The organism is Enterobacter sp. DC1, assembly GCF_000568075.1.
Lineage (GTDB): Bacteria > Pseudomonadota > Gammaproteobacteria > Enterobacterales > Enterobacteriaceae > Enterobacter > Enterobacter asburiae.
Map to the genome: position 1 here is coordinate 1149039 of NZ_AZUA01000001.1, position 14774 is coordinate 1163812.

10 protein-coding genes are annotated in these 14774 nt (G+C 54.4%); 5 read left to right on the plus strand and 5 right to left on the minus strand.

Translation table 11 applies throughout. From position 1 onward, the window contains the following. Positions 1-6: 6 nt before the first annotated feature. From lolA to lrp, 3 genes are all read right to left on the minus strand, one after another. Positions 7-621, minus strand: coding sequence for an outer membrane lipoprotein chaperone LolA (lolA, locus tag P346_RS15950; RefSeq protein ID WP_023310983.1), 615 nt, complete (start codon positions 619-621; stop codon positions 7-9). A 128-nt stretch (positions 622-749) separates the two neighbouring features. After that, positions 750-4418 (minus strand): DNA translocase FtsK 4TM domain-containing protein, encoded by a 3669-nt coding sequence (locus tag P346_RS15945; protein ID WP_032658213.1) that lies wholly within the window; start codon positions 4416-4418, stop codon positions 750-752. Between the two features lie 135 nt (positions 4419-4553). Then, complete coding sequence (lrp, locus tag P346_RS15940) at positions 4554-5048, minus strand: leucine-responsive transcriptional regulator Lrp (protein WP_000228469.1); 495 nt, start codon at positions 5046-5048, stop codon at positions 4554-4556. Between the two features lie 542 nt (positions 5049-5590). Here lrp and trxB point away from each other — a divergent pair. The 5 genes from trxB to infA all read left to right on the plus strand — a co-directional run bounded on the left by trxB (position 5591) and on the right by infA (position 11414). Beyond that, complete coding sequence (gene trxB / locus P346_RS15935; RefSeq protein WP_032658215.1) at positions 5591-6559, plus strand: thioredoxin-disulfide reductase; 969 nt, start codon at positions 5591-5593, stop codon at positions 6557-6559. A 114-nt stretch (positions 6560-6673) separates the two neighbouring features. Beyond that, a complete protein-coding gene (gene cydD, locus P346_RS15930; protein WP_032658216.1) occupies positions 6674-8440 on the plus strand; it encodes a heme ABC transporter permease/ATP-binding protein CydD in 1767 nt (588 codons plus the stop codon). Further along, entirely contained in the window at positions 8440-10161 is a 1722-nt protein-coding gene (cydC, locus tag P346_RS15925; protein ID WP_032658217.1) for a heme ABC transporter ATP-binding protein/permease CydC, read from the plus strand. The genes cydD and cydC overlap by 1 nt, the downstream gene beginning before the upstream one ends. A 45-nt stretch (positions 10162-10206) precedes the next feature. Continuing rightward, positions 10207-10911 (plus strand): leucyl/phenylalanyl-tRNA--protein transferase, encoded by a 705-nt coding sequence (gene aat / locus P346_RS15920; RefSeq protein ID WP_032658219.1) that lies wholly within the window; start codon positions 10207-10209, stop codon positions 10909-10911. Positions 10912-11195: 284 nt separating this feature from the next. Next, on the plus strand, positions 11196-11414 hold the full coding sequence (infA, locus tag P346_RS15915) for a translation initiation factor IF-1 (protein ID WP_002211347.1): 219 nt from the start codon (positions 11196-11198) through the stop codon (positions 11412-11414). Positions 11415-11621: 207 nt separating this feature from the next. Here the strand turns inward: infA and P346_RS15910 are convergent, their stop codons facing one another. Together P346_RS15910 and P346_RS15905 are read right to left on the minus strand one after the other, a co-directional pair. Beyond that, positions 11622-13148 carry an aryl-sulfate sulfotransferase gene (locus P346_RS15910; protein WP_032658220.1) on the minus strand — a complete coding sequence of 509 codons (1527 nt, stop codon included), beginning with the start codon at positions 13146-13148 and terminating at the stop codon, positions 11622-11624. A gap of 22 nt (positions 13149-13170) precedes the next feature. After that, a complete protein-coding gene (locus P346_RS15905) occupies positions 13171-14709 on the minus strand; it encodes a bifunctional metallophosphatase/5'-nucleotidase (protein WP_032658221.1) in 1539 nt (512 codons plus the stop codon). Between the last annotated feature and the right edge of the window lie 65 nt (positions 14710-14774).

Genomic DNA, 14774 nt, shown 5'->3' on the forward strand with positions numbered 1-14774 from the left:
CGCCTCTTACTTATTGCGTTGATCGTCCACCGTTACGCCCTGCGGCGGGGTAAAGGTGAATTTCGATGCATCAACGGCGCCGTTCTGCTGAGACTTGAGCTGGTAGCTGCTGCGCTGATCGTCCTGCTCAACCGCGCCGAACTGATTAATGGTACCGTTGGTGCTTACGTTAATGGTGAACTGCTTCAGGTTGCCGTTGCTGCCTTTCGGCGTCAGGACAAACTCGTCACCGGTCTGTTTAATATTGTACTGCTGCCAGTCGCTGGACTGGTTACGGGCAATCAGCATAAACGGCGTATTGCTGGTGGCATCTTTCAGCCAGGTCGCCGTTGCCTGCTCAACGAACGGGTTGAAGAACCATAAGGTTTTGCCGTCAGACACCAGGATGCTCTCATCCGGCTGGGTCATGTGCCAGTTGAACAGATTCGGGCGTTTTACCCACAAATCTCCCTGGCCTTCCTGCACCGCGTTGCCGCTGCCGTCCGTCACTTTTTGCGTGAAGCTGGCGTGGAAGCTGCTTACTTTATCCAGTCGGCTTTTAAGGTCGCTGGCCGCATCAGCCCAGACGCTGCTGGCGACAAAACTGGTGAGTAATGCACAGGCGATGGCGATTTTTTTCATTGTTATTCCTTAAAATACGTCTTCCCGATATGGGGTTTCCGTCTTCTATTCTGGACCTGCCCGAAGGCAGGCGACAGAAGAAAATGCTTAATTTTGGCTGATTTACCCTTCTTTGCAATCGCTGAAGGTTAATCAAACGGCGGCGGCGCCAGCACCTCGCGGTTACCGTTATGCCCCTGCTCGCTCACAATGCCCTGCGCTTCCATCTGCTCGATGATGCGCGCTGCGCGGTTATAGCCGATGCGGAACTGGCGCTGCACGCCAGAGATGGACGCTTTGCGTTTTTCGGTAACGAAGTTAACCGCCTGATCGAATAAAGGATCCAGCTCTTCGCCGCCGTCGAAGCCACCGCCGCCGCCTTCGCTTTCCGTATCGCTGGTGATGCCGTCAACGTATTGTGGACGACCGCGCGCTTTCCAGTCCTGCACGACGGCGTGTACTTCCTCATCGCGGACGAACGCACCGTGGACACGCACCGGAGAGGTGGAGTTCGGGCCGGAATAGAGCATGTCACCCATACCCAGCAGCGACTCTGCGCCGCCCTGGTCAAGAATGGTACGGGAGTCAATTTTACTTGATACGGTAAAGGCGATACGCGTCGGAATGTTCGCTTTGATAAGACCGGTGATAACGTCCACGGAAGGACGCTGGGTCGCGAGCACAAGGTGAATACCGGCCGCACGCGCTTTCTGCGCCAGACGGGCAATCAACTCTTCCACTTTCTTACCGACGGTCATCATCAGGTCAGCGAATTCATCGACCAGCACGACGATATAAGGCAGCTTTTCCAGGACTGGATGCTGGGCATCCATGCTGTCACCCGGCTTCCAGTAAGGATCCGGGATCGGACGTCCCATGCGCACCGCCTGGGCGATTTTCTCGTTATACCCGGCCAGGTTACGCACGCCCAGCGCAGACATCAGCTTGTAGCGGCGTTCCATCTCATTGACGCTCCAGCGCAGGGCGTTGGCGGCGTCCTTCATGTCGGTCACAACTTCGGTCAGCAGATGCGGGATGCCTTCGTAGACCGACAGTTCAAGCATTTTCGGGTCGATCATGATGAAACGCACATCTTCCGGCTGCGCTTTATAGAGCATGCTGAGGATCATGGCGTTCACGCCGACAGACTTACCGGAGCCGGTAGTACCCGCAACCAGCAGGTGAGGCATTTTCGCGAGATCTGCCACGACCGGATCGCCTGCGATATCTTTACCCAACACCACGGTCAGCGGGGACGGGTTATCGCGGAATTTGGTGTTATCCAGCACTTCACGCAGGTAGACGGTCTGACGTTTCTTGTTCGGCAGCTCAAGCCCAACGTACGGCTTGCCCGGAATCACTTCCACCACACGTACCGCCACGGTCGAGAGAGAACGCGCCAGGTCGCGGGACAGGTTAGAAATACGCGCCGCTTTTACGCCTGGTGCCAGGTTCAGTTCAAAACGGGTGATCACCGGACCCGGTGAGTAGTTCACCACGTCCGCCTTGATGCGGAAGTCAGCCAGACGGGCTTCCACCAGACGCGCCATTTGTTCAAGCGCGAAGGTATCGACCGGCTCCACTTCTGACGGCGGTGGCGTTAACAGATCCAGAGACGGCAGCGGAGTGCTTGGACGCTGCAGCGGACGGCTGTCACCGTTACGCATCAGCAGCGGGTGAATCAGACTTTCCTGCGGCTGAAGCGCGGGCTGCTGGAACTGCGGCGGCTGCTGCGGTTGCTGAACAGGTTGATGCGGCTGCGCGTAGGCCTGTGGTGCTGGCTGCTGGCGCACAGGCTCCGCTTCCGGCATCACGCTCGGGGTAAATAAAGGCTCGCTAGGGCCATCATCCACCAGATCCTTCATCGGTGAGAATTCAAAATCAGACAGCGAGAACGGATTTGCGCCAGCCGGTTGCTCACCGGAATAGCGCTGCTGCTGGGTGGCGGCAAACTGGCGCGCCAGTTCTGCTTCAGCCGCGTCCTCTTCGTCTTCCAGCACCGGTTCATCGTGCTGGTATTCTTCACCGTAGCGCTGATTCTGCTGCGCGGCGAACTGGCGGGCCAGCTCGTCCTGCTGCATTTCATCGGCGTCATCTTCGTACTCAGGCTCGCGCGCTTTCTCTTCGGCCATACGCTGGGAAGGCAACTTGATACCATAAGAGGCAAGCTCACGGCGGGTTGGAACGCGAACGCGGTTAGGGCGAGGCAGTTGCGGACCAATCCCCTCCTTCACCTGAGGACGTGGCGCGCCCCCTGTTGCCAGGCTAAAGACAGGTGCCGCCACGGCAGCGGCCGCGGTAGCCTGCTTCACGCTTTCCGCTACGGGTGCGACTGCAGGCGTCGGGTCGATCGGTGGAACGGAAACAGCAGGCGCTTTCGTCACCGGCTCGTGCACCGGTTCAGGCACGGGCTGGTACCAGGCCGCCAGCTGCTCGCGTTCACGCGCGCGACGCTCTTCAACTTCTTCAAAATAGTACATAGGTGGACGAGAGGGTTTTACCTCTTCCACGATTTCAGGTTCAGGCTGCGGCTCTACATAAGGCTGCACAGGTTCAACCGGCTCAGGCACATACTCCTGATAAGGTTGAGCCACAGGCTGTTCATAGTGCGGGTAATTTTGCGGTTCATACGCAGGCTGCGGCGGCTGATAAGGCTGCTGCCACTGCTCCTGCTGCACAGGGATGTAGCTTTCAGGTTCAGGCGCGATAACGGGCTCCGGCGTGTGAACGCCAGGCGCAGTCTGCCAGTCAACCTGAGGCTGCTGAATAACGGATTCCGGCGGCGAAACCGGCGCGGATGGCGTCACGGCGTCGACAGGCGCGGCATACGCCTGCGCAGCGGTCGTCGCGGCTGCTGCGGCCGCAACCGGCTCGGTAACCGAATGGCCATTTAACAGCGGATCGTATTCGTCGAAGTCACCCGGCGTGGCCCGGCTGCCGGAGAAGAGCACATCGTCAGGATCGACGGCGACACCCGCAGCGCGATACGCTACCTGCTCGTCTTCATCCATGCGTTTACCGGAGAAGAGCGCTGCATCGGTTTTACGACCCAGAGGGTTAGCAAATTTCTCAGCAACACGCTGGCGACGGGCCAGCGCGCCGCGCAGAATACGCGCACGGCGAGACTCGCGACGCTGCACAGGCGCGTCATCTTCCTCTTCATCTTCGTATTCTTCTTCATCAACCCACGTATCGTCACGGCGGGTACGGTTGCTGGCGAAGGTCAAAATGGTGAGGATAAAACTGCCGATCTTCTCGGCAATGCTCACCCAGGACCAGCCGGTAAACAGCGTCAGCCCGGCCGCCCAGATGCACAGCAGCGCCAGCGTGCCGCCGCTGCTGTGCAGCATCGGCTGTAGCGCAGAACTGAGTAAGCTGCCAATCACCCCGCCAGAGGCGAAGTACCAGATATCATCCGCATTTATCGCTGCCAGCCCGCACGAGGTGAGGATCAGCGCCAGCGCGCCAATCAGACGCAGCGACACGGCAAAATAGTCGATGTAATCATCGTTCTGACGATGACGCCACGCAAACCAGCATCCGCCAATAATAATGACGGGAAGGGTGTAGGCCATCACACCGAAAATGAAGAACAGCGTGTCCGCAAGCCAGGCACCGGGGACACCGCCTAAATTATGGATAGGCTCATGCCATGCAGTTTGTGACCAGCTGGGATCTGAGGGGTTGAAACTGAGTAAGGCTGCCATCAGCCAGACGGCAAAAAGGGCAATAACAATCAGCAAAGCCTCGAGGAGACGACGTCCGCTGCTTAGCTTCGATAGTGTGACTTCTTTGTCTTCAGTGTATTCCTGGCTCAAAAAAGGCTCTCCAGGTATCAGGCATATCCTGCCTTTTTGCTAAAACGGACAACAGCGCCGGGACTCCCCGGCACTGTTGCTGTATGGATTAACAGGAGTGTAATCAAACTACGCTGATTTTGCACCTGTTCCGTGTTAGCGCGTCTTAATAACCAGACGATTGCTCTGTTTGACCTCTTCCATCACCACATACGTACGGGTGTCGTTCACGCCTGGCAGACGCAGCAGGGTTTCCCCCAGCAGCTTACGGTAGGCGGACATATCAGGCACACGGGTTTTCAACAGATAGTCGAAATCACCGGATACCAGATGACACTCTTGAATTTCTTCAAGTTTTTGTACAGCGGCGTTAAATTGCTCAAACACATCCGGCGCACCACGATTCAGAGTAATCTCAACAAATACCAGAAGTGAGGCATCCAGATAATGCGGGTTCAGCAGAGCCGTATAGCCCTGAATAAAACCCTGTCTTTCCAGTCGGCGCACACGCTCAAGGCACGGCGTCGGGGAAAGTCCCACACGTTTTGAAAGCTCGACGTTGGAAATACGCCCATCCTTTTGCAATTCATTAAGAATGTTACGATCGATACGGTCGAGATCTTTGCCAGGGCGCTTCTTGCTATCTACCATTATTATTGTCTCTCTGTATTCCTTCCCTACTCCTGCCTGGACCCTGTGCACATCACTGTTCAGAGCCTGTACCCGTTAGTCATCACATCGCCTGGTTTTGTATTAGACGCGATGCGGATTCGGGTTCTGTTGGTAAGAAGACCGTTGCCCGAAGGCAGTCACCGACATCACGTATGGCGTCTGTCCACGCCATGCGTAGATTTCACTGACCCGGTAAAAATGGCATTTACGTGCATGCCTATGCGGCATACGGTTAACGCGGTTTTTTTCTTCCTTGAATGTTTTCGCAAAAGCGCAGGGGATTGTCAAAGCAAAACATCGTTTTTTAGTACAACATGCCGGATATTCATTACGGCGGGGTATTAATCCTCATTTTATTGCCTTACAAACGACCGGTTTCAGGCGAAAGCGTGATGTTATAGCGCGCCACTCATCGTCCGTGGCTATTACACAGATTGATATCAAAATTGCTGTGCTCTTTTTTTACGACAACAAATTCCCTACAATCCAGCCAAATGTCTGCCAACAACAATGGGGATCTCATGGGCACGGCCAAACACAGTAAGCTGCTAATCCTTGGTTCTGGACCTGCGGGATATACCGCAGCGGTCTATGCTGCACGCGCTAACCTGCACCCGGTACTCATCACCGGCATGGAAAAAGGCGGTCAGCTGACCACCACCACCGAAGTGGAAAACTGGCCAGGGGACCCGAACGACCTGACCGGGCCGCTGCTGATGGAACGTATGCACGAGCATGCCGCTAAATTCGAAACTGAAATTCTGTTCGACCACATCAATAAGGTCGATCTGCAGAACCGTCCGTTCCGCCTGACGGGCGACAACGGCGAATACACCTGTGACGCGCTGATCGTCGCCACAGGCGCCTCTGCCCGTTACCTCGGTCTGCCATCTGAAGAAGCGTTCAAAGGCCGCGGCGTCTCTGCCTGCGCAACCTGTGACGGTTTCTTCTACCGCAATCAGAAAGTCGCGGTCATCGGCGGCGGCAACACCGCAGTGGAAGAAGCGCTCTACCTGGCGAACATTGCCTCTGAGGTGCACCTGATCCACCGTCGCGAAACCTTCCGCGCGGAGAAAATCCTGATCAAACGCCTGATGGATAAAGTGGCAAGCGGCAACATCGTGCTGCACACCAACCGTACTCTGGAAGAGGTGACGGGCGACCAGATGGGCGTTGCCGGTCTGCGTATCCGTGATACCCAGAACACCGACAACGTCGAAACGCTTGAAGTGGCGGGCCTGTTTGTGGCGATCGGTCACAGCCCGAACACCGCGATCTTCGACGGTCAGCTGGAGCTGGAAAACGGCTATATCAAAGTGCAGTCCGGCATTCACGGTAACGCGACCCAGACCAGCATCCCGGGCGTGTTCGCGGCTGGTGACGTGATGGACCACATTTATCGTCAGGCGATTACCTCTGCGGGCACCGGCTGTATGGCCGCGCTGGACGCTGAACGCTACCTCGATGGACTGGCTGAACAAGGTAAATAATCTTTACAAGTCAGTAACAAACGTAAATAAAGGCGGCGATAAGTCGCCTTTATGGTCTCCCCGTTGTAACATTGCGCTGCCCAACTTCTAATAACGTCACCTGCAAAGTACGCAATGGAAAAAACCCGTCAACAAGAGTTAACACGCTGGCTGAAACAGCAAAGCGTTATTTCCCGCCGCTGGCTTACGATTTCCCGTCTCCTGGGGTTCGTTAGCGGTCTGTTGATTGTTGCCCAGGCATGGCTGCTGGCCCGCATTCTTAATCACATGATCATGGAGAACATCCCGCGCGAAGCGCTGTTGCTGCCCTTTATTGTCCTGATCCTGATTTTTATCCTGCGCGCCTGGGTGGTGTGGCTGCGTGAGCGCGTCGGTTTTCACGCCGGACAGCATATCCGCTACGAGATCCGCCGTCAGGTGCTGGATCGCCTTCAGGAAGCCGGGCCCGCGTGGATCCAGGGAAAACCGGCCGGTAGCTGGGCGACGCTGATCCTTGAGCAGATTGACGATATGCACGACTACTATGCGCGCTATCTGCCGCAGATGGCCCTTGCCGTCTTCGTGCCGCTGCTGATCGTGATCGCCATCTTCCCGGTGAACTGGATGGCTGCGCTGATTCTGATGGGCACCGCCCCGCTGATCCCGCTGTTTATGGCGCTGGTCGGCATGGGGGCAGCGGATGCCAACCGCCGTAACTTCCTGGCACTGGGTCGCCTGAGCGGCCATTTCCTCGACCGTCTGCGCGGCATGGAGACGTTACGCATTTTTGGCCGCGGTGAAGCGGAAACCGAAAACATTCGCCAGGCATCGCAGGACTTCCGTCAGCGCACCATGGAAGTGTTACGCCTCGCCTTCTTGTCTTCCGGCGTACTGGAATTCTTTACCTCACTGTCCATTGCCCTCGTGGCGGTCTACTTTGGCTTCTCCTACCTTGGCGCGCTGGATTTCGGCCATTACGGCACGGCGGTGACCCTTTCTGCCGGTTTCCTGGCGCTGATCCTGGCCCCGGAGTTTTTCCAGCCGCTTCGCGATCTGGGGACCTTCTATCACGCCAAAGCGCAGGCGGTTGGCGCAGCCGATAGCCTGAAAACGTTCCTTGAAACGCCGCTGGCACACCCGGAGCGGGGTGACGTGACGCTGAATGCTAAAGATCCCGTGACTATTGAAGCGCAGGACTTTTCCATTCTGTCACCCGAAGGCAAAGTGCTCGCGGGGCCGCTCAACTTTACCTTGCCTGCCGGACAACGGGTGGTGCTCGTCGGCACCAGCGGTTCCGGGAAAAGTTCTCTGCTGAATGCGCTATCCGGCTTTATGGCCTACACGGGTTCACTGCGGATCAACAAAACCGAACTGCGCAACCTCGATCCAGACGCCTGGCGTAAACAGCTCAGTTGGGTAGGACAAAACCCGCAGCTTCCAGCCTCTACGCTGCGTGAAAACGTTCTGCTGGCGCGCCCGGACGCGCGTGAAGATGAACTGCAATCGGTGCTCGACCGCGCCTGGGTCAGCGAGTTTCTGCCGCTGCTTCCGCAGGGTGTAGATACCGTGGTCGGCGATCAGTCCGCAGGGCTGTCGGTCGGACAGGCGCAGCGTGTGGCGGTTGCCCGCGCGTTGTTGAATCCTTGTCAGCTGATGCTGCTGGATGAGCCCGCCGCCAGCCTGGATGCCCACAGCGAGCAGCGCGTAATGGAGGCCCTGAACGCTGCCTCCCGTCAGCAAACCACCCTGATGGTTACCCATCAGCTGGAGGGGATTGCCGACTGGGACCAGATCTGGGTCATGGAGAACGGTCGTATTGTTGAGCAAGGCGATTACGCCTCTCTCGTTGCCGCGCAGGGACCGTTTGCCGCCCTGCTGGCGAACCGTCAGGAGGACATCTGATGCGTGCTCTGCTGCCTTATCTTGCGCTCTATAAACGCCACAAATGGATGCTGACGCTGGGGATTGTGCTGGCGATTGTCACGCTGCTCGCCAGCATTGGCCTGCTCACGCTTTCCGGCTGGTTCCTGTCGGCCTCGGCCGTCGCGGGCTTTGCCGGTTTATACAGCTTCAACTATATGCTCCCGGCTGCCGGCGTTCGCGGTACCGCCATCACCCGTACTGCCGGACGCTATTTCGAACGGCTGGTCAGCCACGACGCTACTTTCCGCGTGCTGCAGCACCTGCGCATCTACACCTTCAGCAAGCTGCTGCCCCTCTCCCCTGCCGGGCTGGCGCGTTTTCGTCAGGGTGAATTACTTAACCGTGTTGTTGCGGATGTCGACACGCTGGATCACCTTTACCTGCGCGTGATTTCCCCGATCGTGGGCGCGTTTGTGGTGATTGTGGTGGTCACGCTGGGGCTGTCTGTTCTGGATGTTTCCGTTGCGCTGACGCTGGGCGGGATCATGCTGCTGACGCTCATCATTCTGCCGCCGCTGTTTTACCGCGCCGGGAAATCCACCGGGGAAAACCTGACGCGCCTGCGCGGAGACTACCGCCAGCAGCTCACCTCCTGGCTTCAGGGGCAGGCAGAGCTGACGATTTTTGGCGCCAGTAAGCGCTACCGTGCGCGGATGGAAAGTACGGAGCTTAACTGGCATGAGGCCCAGCGCCGCCAGTCGGAGCTGACGGCCTTCTCTCAGGCGCTGATGATGTTAATCGGCGGCGTGGCGGTGATTGCCATGCTGTGGCTGGCCTCCGGCGATGTTGGGGGAAATTCACAGCCGGGTCCTCTTATTGCCCTTTTCGTCTTCTGCGCGCTGGCGGCGTTTGAAGCGCTGGCCCCGGTGACGGGCGCCTTCCAGCATCTGGGTCAGGTGATCGCCTCTGCTCTGCGCATCACGCAGATTGCCGAACAGGAGCCTGAAGTCACTTTCAGTGCCGGGCAAACCGCGGTACCAGAGCAGGTTGCGCTGACGCTTGAAGATGTCACCTTCGCCTATGACAAACAGGCGCAGAACGCGCTGGACGGTATCAACCTTTCTGTTAACGCAGGACAGCGGATGGCGATCCTCGGCCGTACCGGCTGCGGTAAATCGACGCTGCTGCAGCTGCTGACCCGCGCCTGGGATCCGCAGCGCGGTCAGATTCGTTTTAACAACACCTTGCTGACCGATTTCAGCGAGCAGGCCCTGCGCAAGACGGTGAGCGTCGTTCCGCAGCGCGTGCATCTGTTTAGCGCCACCCTGCGCGATAACCTGCTGCTGGCCGCGCCAGAGGCCTCTGATGATGCGCTTCGCGCCGTGCTGGAGCAGGTCGGACTGCAAAAACTGCTTGAGGACGACGGGCTGAACAGCTGGCTGGGCGAAGGCGGCCGTCAGCTCTCCGGCGGTGAGCTGCGCCGTCTGGCCATTGCGCGCGCGCTGCTGCACGATGCGCCGCTGATGCTGCTCGACGAACCCACCGAAGGGCTGGATGCCACAACCGAGAGCCAAATCCTTGATTTACTGGCAAATGTGATGAGCGGAAAAACCGTGCTGATGGTCACACACCGCCTGCGCGGACTGGCGAGTTTTGATCGGATAATTGTGATGGACAACGGACACATTATTGAGCAAGGTAGTCACGCAGAGCTGTTGGCGAAACAGGGTCGCTACTACCAGTTTAAACAGCGTCTGTAGACTATATTTGTAGCGTCCTTACTCGCGTACTGGAGTTTTGCTGTCATGCGCCTGGTCCAGCTTTCTCGTCATAACATCGCGTTCCCTTCTCCGGAAGGGGCGCTGCGTGAGCCCAACGGGCTGCTGGCCCTTGGCGGTGACCTCAGTCCCGCTCGGCTGTTAATGGCGTACCAGCGCGGTATATTCCCCTGGTTTTCTCCCGGCGATCCGATTTTATGGTGGTCTCCCGATCCGCGTGCCGTGCTGTGGCCAGCGCAGTTTCACGTGAGCCGCAGCATGAAGCGTTTCCATGCGAAATCACCCTACCGCGTCACCCTCAACCACGCTTTTGGTCAGGTCATTGAAGGCTGCGCTGAAGACCGCTATGAAGGGACATGGATAACCCGCGATATCATTACCGCCTACTACCAGCTCCACGAGCTAGGCTACGCCCACTCCATCGAGGTGTGGGAAGGCGGAGCGCTCGTCGGCGGCATGTACGGCGTAGCGCAGGGCACACTTTTTTGCGGCGAGTCGATGTTCTCTCGTGCGGTTAACGCCTCGAAAACCGCGCTGCTGGTCTTCTGCGAGGCGTTTGCCCAGCGCGGCGGACGCCTGATCGATTGTCAGGTGCTCAACGAGCATACGGCCTCCCTGGGTGCGGTTGAAATTCCGCGACGCCAGTACATCGAACAGCTGGACGCCAGCCGTCAGGAGAAGCTCCCGCGCGACTTCTGGATACCGAGAACGCTCTTTATGCCCAATGCCTAAATGTTTTCCGCATATTTTTTGTGAGGGTGTTATAATTATGCCGCAGAGTAGCTTCTGCCTGTTGCCCCGCCGCCGTTTGGGACCCTCGCTTCAGATAACGTCCTGACGTTTATCCTGTTGTCTCCCCTTTACGAATGCGCTTCCTGTTCGGTTGTACTGTGACGCTTGGGCAATGCGCCGAAACTGTTTTGCTGCGTTTTAATCGCGCAATTCTTTACTTAATTGATGAATTTCGGCATTATCTTGCCGGTTCAAAACTTGGTAGTGATACCCCAGAGGATTAGATGGCCAAAGAAGACAATATTGAAATGCAGGGTACCGTACTTGATACGTTGCCTAATACCATGTTTCGCGTAGAGCTGGAAAACGGTCACGTGGTAACTGCGCACATCTCCGGTAAAATGCGCAAAAACTACATCCGCATTTTGACGGGCGACAAAGTGACTGTTGAACTGACCCCGTACGACCTGAGCAAAGGCCGCATTGTCTTCCGTAGTCGCTAATTGTTTTCGCCTGTAATGGCAGATGAATATTAAATAAGGCCGGGATTTCCCCGGCCTTACTTTTTTGTGCTGCAGGCGATTATTTGAACAATTATTTGGTCGTTTGTTTCAGTGTCAGGGCTGTCTGTTCGACAGCAATGCCGCCGCTGTAAGTGACCGACATTAGCAGCCGCAATGCCCTTTTAATGGCTGTGTCTCGCTATGCTATCAGCCGTTAGCCACCTGATAACCAATATTTATCAAATCATCAAGCTCGTCTTTTGCAAACAACCTTGCCCGGTAGCATTCGCCAGGGAACTCTGGATAGCCATCCAGCGAACAAATCAGATCGTAGATTGTGGCAATAATATGGCCTGTCACATCGCTGATAAAGAAAGAGCGTGCATGGTTGGTGTAGATGCCATAGTAGTCACCATAATCTATTGCTGCCCCCATAAAATCAGTGACTTGAGGAACACGATCGGAAGGTAACTCGAAACTTTCATGAGCCTTGGTTGCTGTATTGGCGACGAGATCAACAGCATAGAACACGACTCTCGCAGGATCGGTTTTGTAAAAAACAGCCGTTGAATCAAGCGTAATATCTCGAGTAACCGCATTGCCTTCATTATCGACGCAGGAGCGATTATCAAATAGCGAAAGAACAAATTTCCCGTCAGTCTCGTTGCTTAACCCAGCAAAAGCGCTATTTTTAGTGACGAATACGGTATGAGCGCCATTTTCAAAATTCTCAATACCGGAAGTATCTATCTGCGTAACACCCTGTCCTGCAGCGAAATTACTGTTAAACCCCCCGGTATTAATACTCCATAATATCTTGCCGTCGTCAGGAGAAATACCAAACGTCAGGCCTGCAGAGCGAGTATGGACAACAATCGCTTCAGCATTTGCCTCACCTGCGGGGATCCAGGAAAGCGAGTTAAGGTGAGCATCGTTTGTGGGGCTATTATTCAGGATCTGCGTATTATCAAAAGCACGAGTGTAATTTTTTGCCCACAGCATCACGCCTGTCTTTTCATCAAATTTTAATATTGATGCATCCTGTCGCATCGTATTGGTAGAACGGTCCGGGTTATCATTACCAATCATGAAGAGATTACCAGCTGAATCCCAGATCAGATCGTGGGTGTTAGCATAGCGGTTACCATCGCGGTCACGTAAATCAAACTCCAGAATCTCGTTGCCCAAAATATCGATTTTGAAAAAGCGTCGCCCATACCAGTGTTCATCTTCATCACTGCCGATATAGAAATAACCATTATGCGTTTTTAGCATCTGATTACGGTAGGGCTGAGCATAATAGCAGCGAAGATCGCCGTTCCGGTCGTAGCCATCACAATTGGTGGTCATTAACCAACTGTTTCCCCATACGGTTGTGAAGTTAGCGGGATCCGTTTGCTCAATATCGATATGGAAAATTGTCCCATCGCGGTAGAGTTGTTCCTGTGTGCTAACCTGGATGGTTTGACTAAAAATTTCCACTCCGCTAAGGTTTTTAAAGACAACCTGCACTTGATTAAGATAATTTGCGTACAGTCCAATAACCGGAATTTTTATCTCAGGCAAAGAGATAATGTCGCTTGAGGAATACGTAAAATCTAAACTTGTCGTGCTAGTCGATCTTCCCTTTACCGTATAGGAATATGTTACCGCTTGATCAATGATAAACTTCAGATAGACCGCAAGCTGGTTGTTAGCAGGAGCGAGATCCATTCCAAGATAGGTAATTGCCATATTATTCACCAGTTGTTAACTATTACTGTGTAACTTCTTTTACACGCATCTCATTCACCTGTTGGGGAATGATCTTATTTCCTTTCACCAGATAATCAATAACCGCATCGGAAAGGTTATATCCACCTTTTACCTGTTTGTTCTGGCCATCAACAAATGCAGTAAAGCCATCACCACCAGGGGCAAGGAAACTATTTGTCGCTACGCGATAGGTTTCAGAGTCTACGATTGGCTTGCCATTAAGCGTAAATACCACAACGCGTTGCCCGACAGGTCTATGTTGGTCGTAGCGCATTTCCAGTCCTTTCGACATCTGTAAAACACCATTAGTGAGTGACGCACTATGCTCCATAAGATTTCGTAAGGATTTTCCTTTCAAATCCATTATGGTTAGCTCATTTGGAAACGGGAACGCGCTAATAACATCGCCGAGAGTTATCGGACCGGCATTCAAATCAGCCCGCAGACCACCTGAATTAGTGAGCGCCAGTTGAGCATCAGGCGCAGCGGCAAGCATTGCATCGGTAAATAAATTACCCAGCGAAGATGATTCCCCGTAGGCGCGCGTAAGCGTAACAGGCGTCTCTCCGACTTTTTGGCGAACCGTTTCGGAGAGCTTTTTATTCCAGCTATCAATAACACTCTGAGTTGCCGGATCGGGTTTCCATTCATCGGCATAAAGGGTTTTAAGTTCGAAGCTTTTTATTTTGTTGTGATGTTTTTTTAGATCCACATCCAGGACCAGCTTACCAATATCAATCCCACCACTGTCAGTCGAAAGCACCAGCGTGTTACCTACTTTAAGCGGCTCCGGCGTTCCAACATGCGCATGTCCGGTAATCAGAATATCCAGTCCTTTCACCTGCTTCGCCGTCTGGATATCCTTATCAAGGGCGCGTTTGACATCAGTGTTGCCGATACTGGACTGGCGTGCAGGGAAACCTTCATGCATGAGTGCAACCGTTATATCAACTTTTCCACGTAGTTCATCCAGATAGTGCTGGAGATATTTCACTTCGTCACGCGCTTCAATGCCCTGACGCATTGACGATGAAACGGTATCATCGAACGCGAACACGCCGTGCAACCCAATGACCCCAATTTTAACGCCATCCTTTTCGAGGATGATATACGGCTTATTCCAGAAGGGGACATTACTATTTTTATAAAACACGTTCCCTAACAGTATCGGGAATTTAGCCTGACTGAGCTGTATCAGCGTATTATCCCAACCATGGTCAAACTCATGATTGCCGACAGACGCAGCATCAAACGACATTGTATTCATAATATCTATGATTGCCTTCCCTTTTGTCAGGCTGCTAATGTACGGCCCAGTAAAGTAATCACCAGCGTCAAAATAAAAAGTAGCTTTATTCTTTTTCTTTTCTTGCTTAACGTATGTTGCAATATTGGCAAAGCCGCCAACAGCTCTTTTACCTTCTGCAACATAGGGGAGTTTATAGGGCTCAACATGTGCATGCAGGTCATTGGTATAAATGACGGTAACGTCCTGCGCTGGACTTAGCGAAGCATATCCCGATAGTAATAAAACCGCGATTACTGTTTTTTTTCATTTTTTAACTCTCGAATTAAAGAAAGAATTTCATTATCGATTAGCAAAAA

Bases quoted from the DNA above. Each gene is read 5' to 3' on its own strand.
- trxB (WP_032658215.1), top strand. From the start codon at position 5,591: ATGGGCACGGCCAAACACAGTAAGCTGCTAATCCTTGGTTCTGGACCT.
- cydC (WP_032658217.1), top strand. From the start codon at position 8,440: ATGCGTGCTCTGCTGCCTTATCTTGCGCTCTATAAACGCCACAAATGG.
- lolA (WP_023310983.1), bottom strand. From the start codon at position 621: ATGAAAAAAATCGCCATCGCCTGTGCATTACTCACCAGTTTTGTCGCC.
- P346_RS15910 (WP_032658220.1), bottom strand. From the start codon at position 13,148: ATGGCAATTACCTATCTTGGAATGGATCTCGCTCCTGCTAACAACCAG.
- aat (WP_032658219.1), top strand. From the start codon at position 10,207: ATGCGCCTGGTCCAGCTTTCTCGTCATAACATCGCGTTCCCTTCTCCG.
- infA (WP_002211347.1), top strand. From the start codon at position 11,196: ATGGCCAAAGAAGACAATATTGAAATGCAGGGTACCGTACTTGATACG.
- lrp (WP_000228469.1), bottom strand. From the start codon at position 5,048: ATGGTAGATAGCAAGAAGCGCCCTGGCAAAGATCTCGACCGTATCGAT.
- cydD (WP_032658216.1), top strand. From the start codon at position 6,674: ATGGAAAAAACCCGTCAACAAGAGTTAACACGCTGGCTGAAACAGCAA.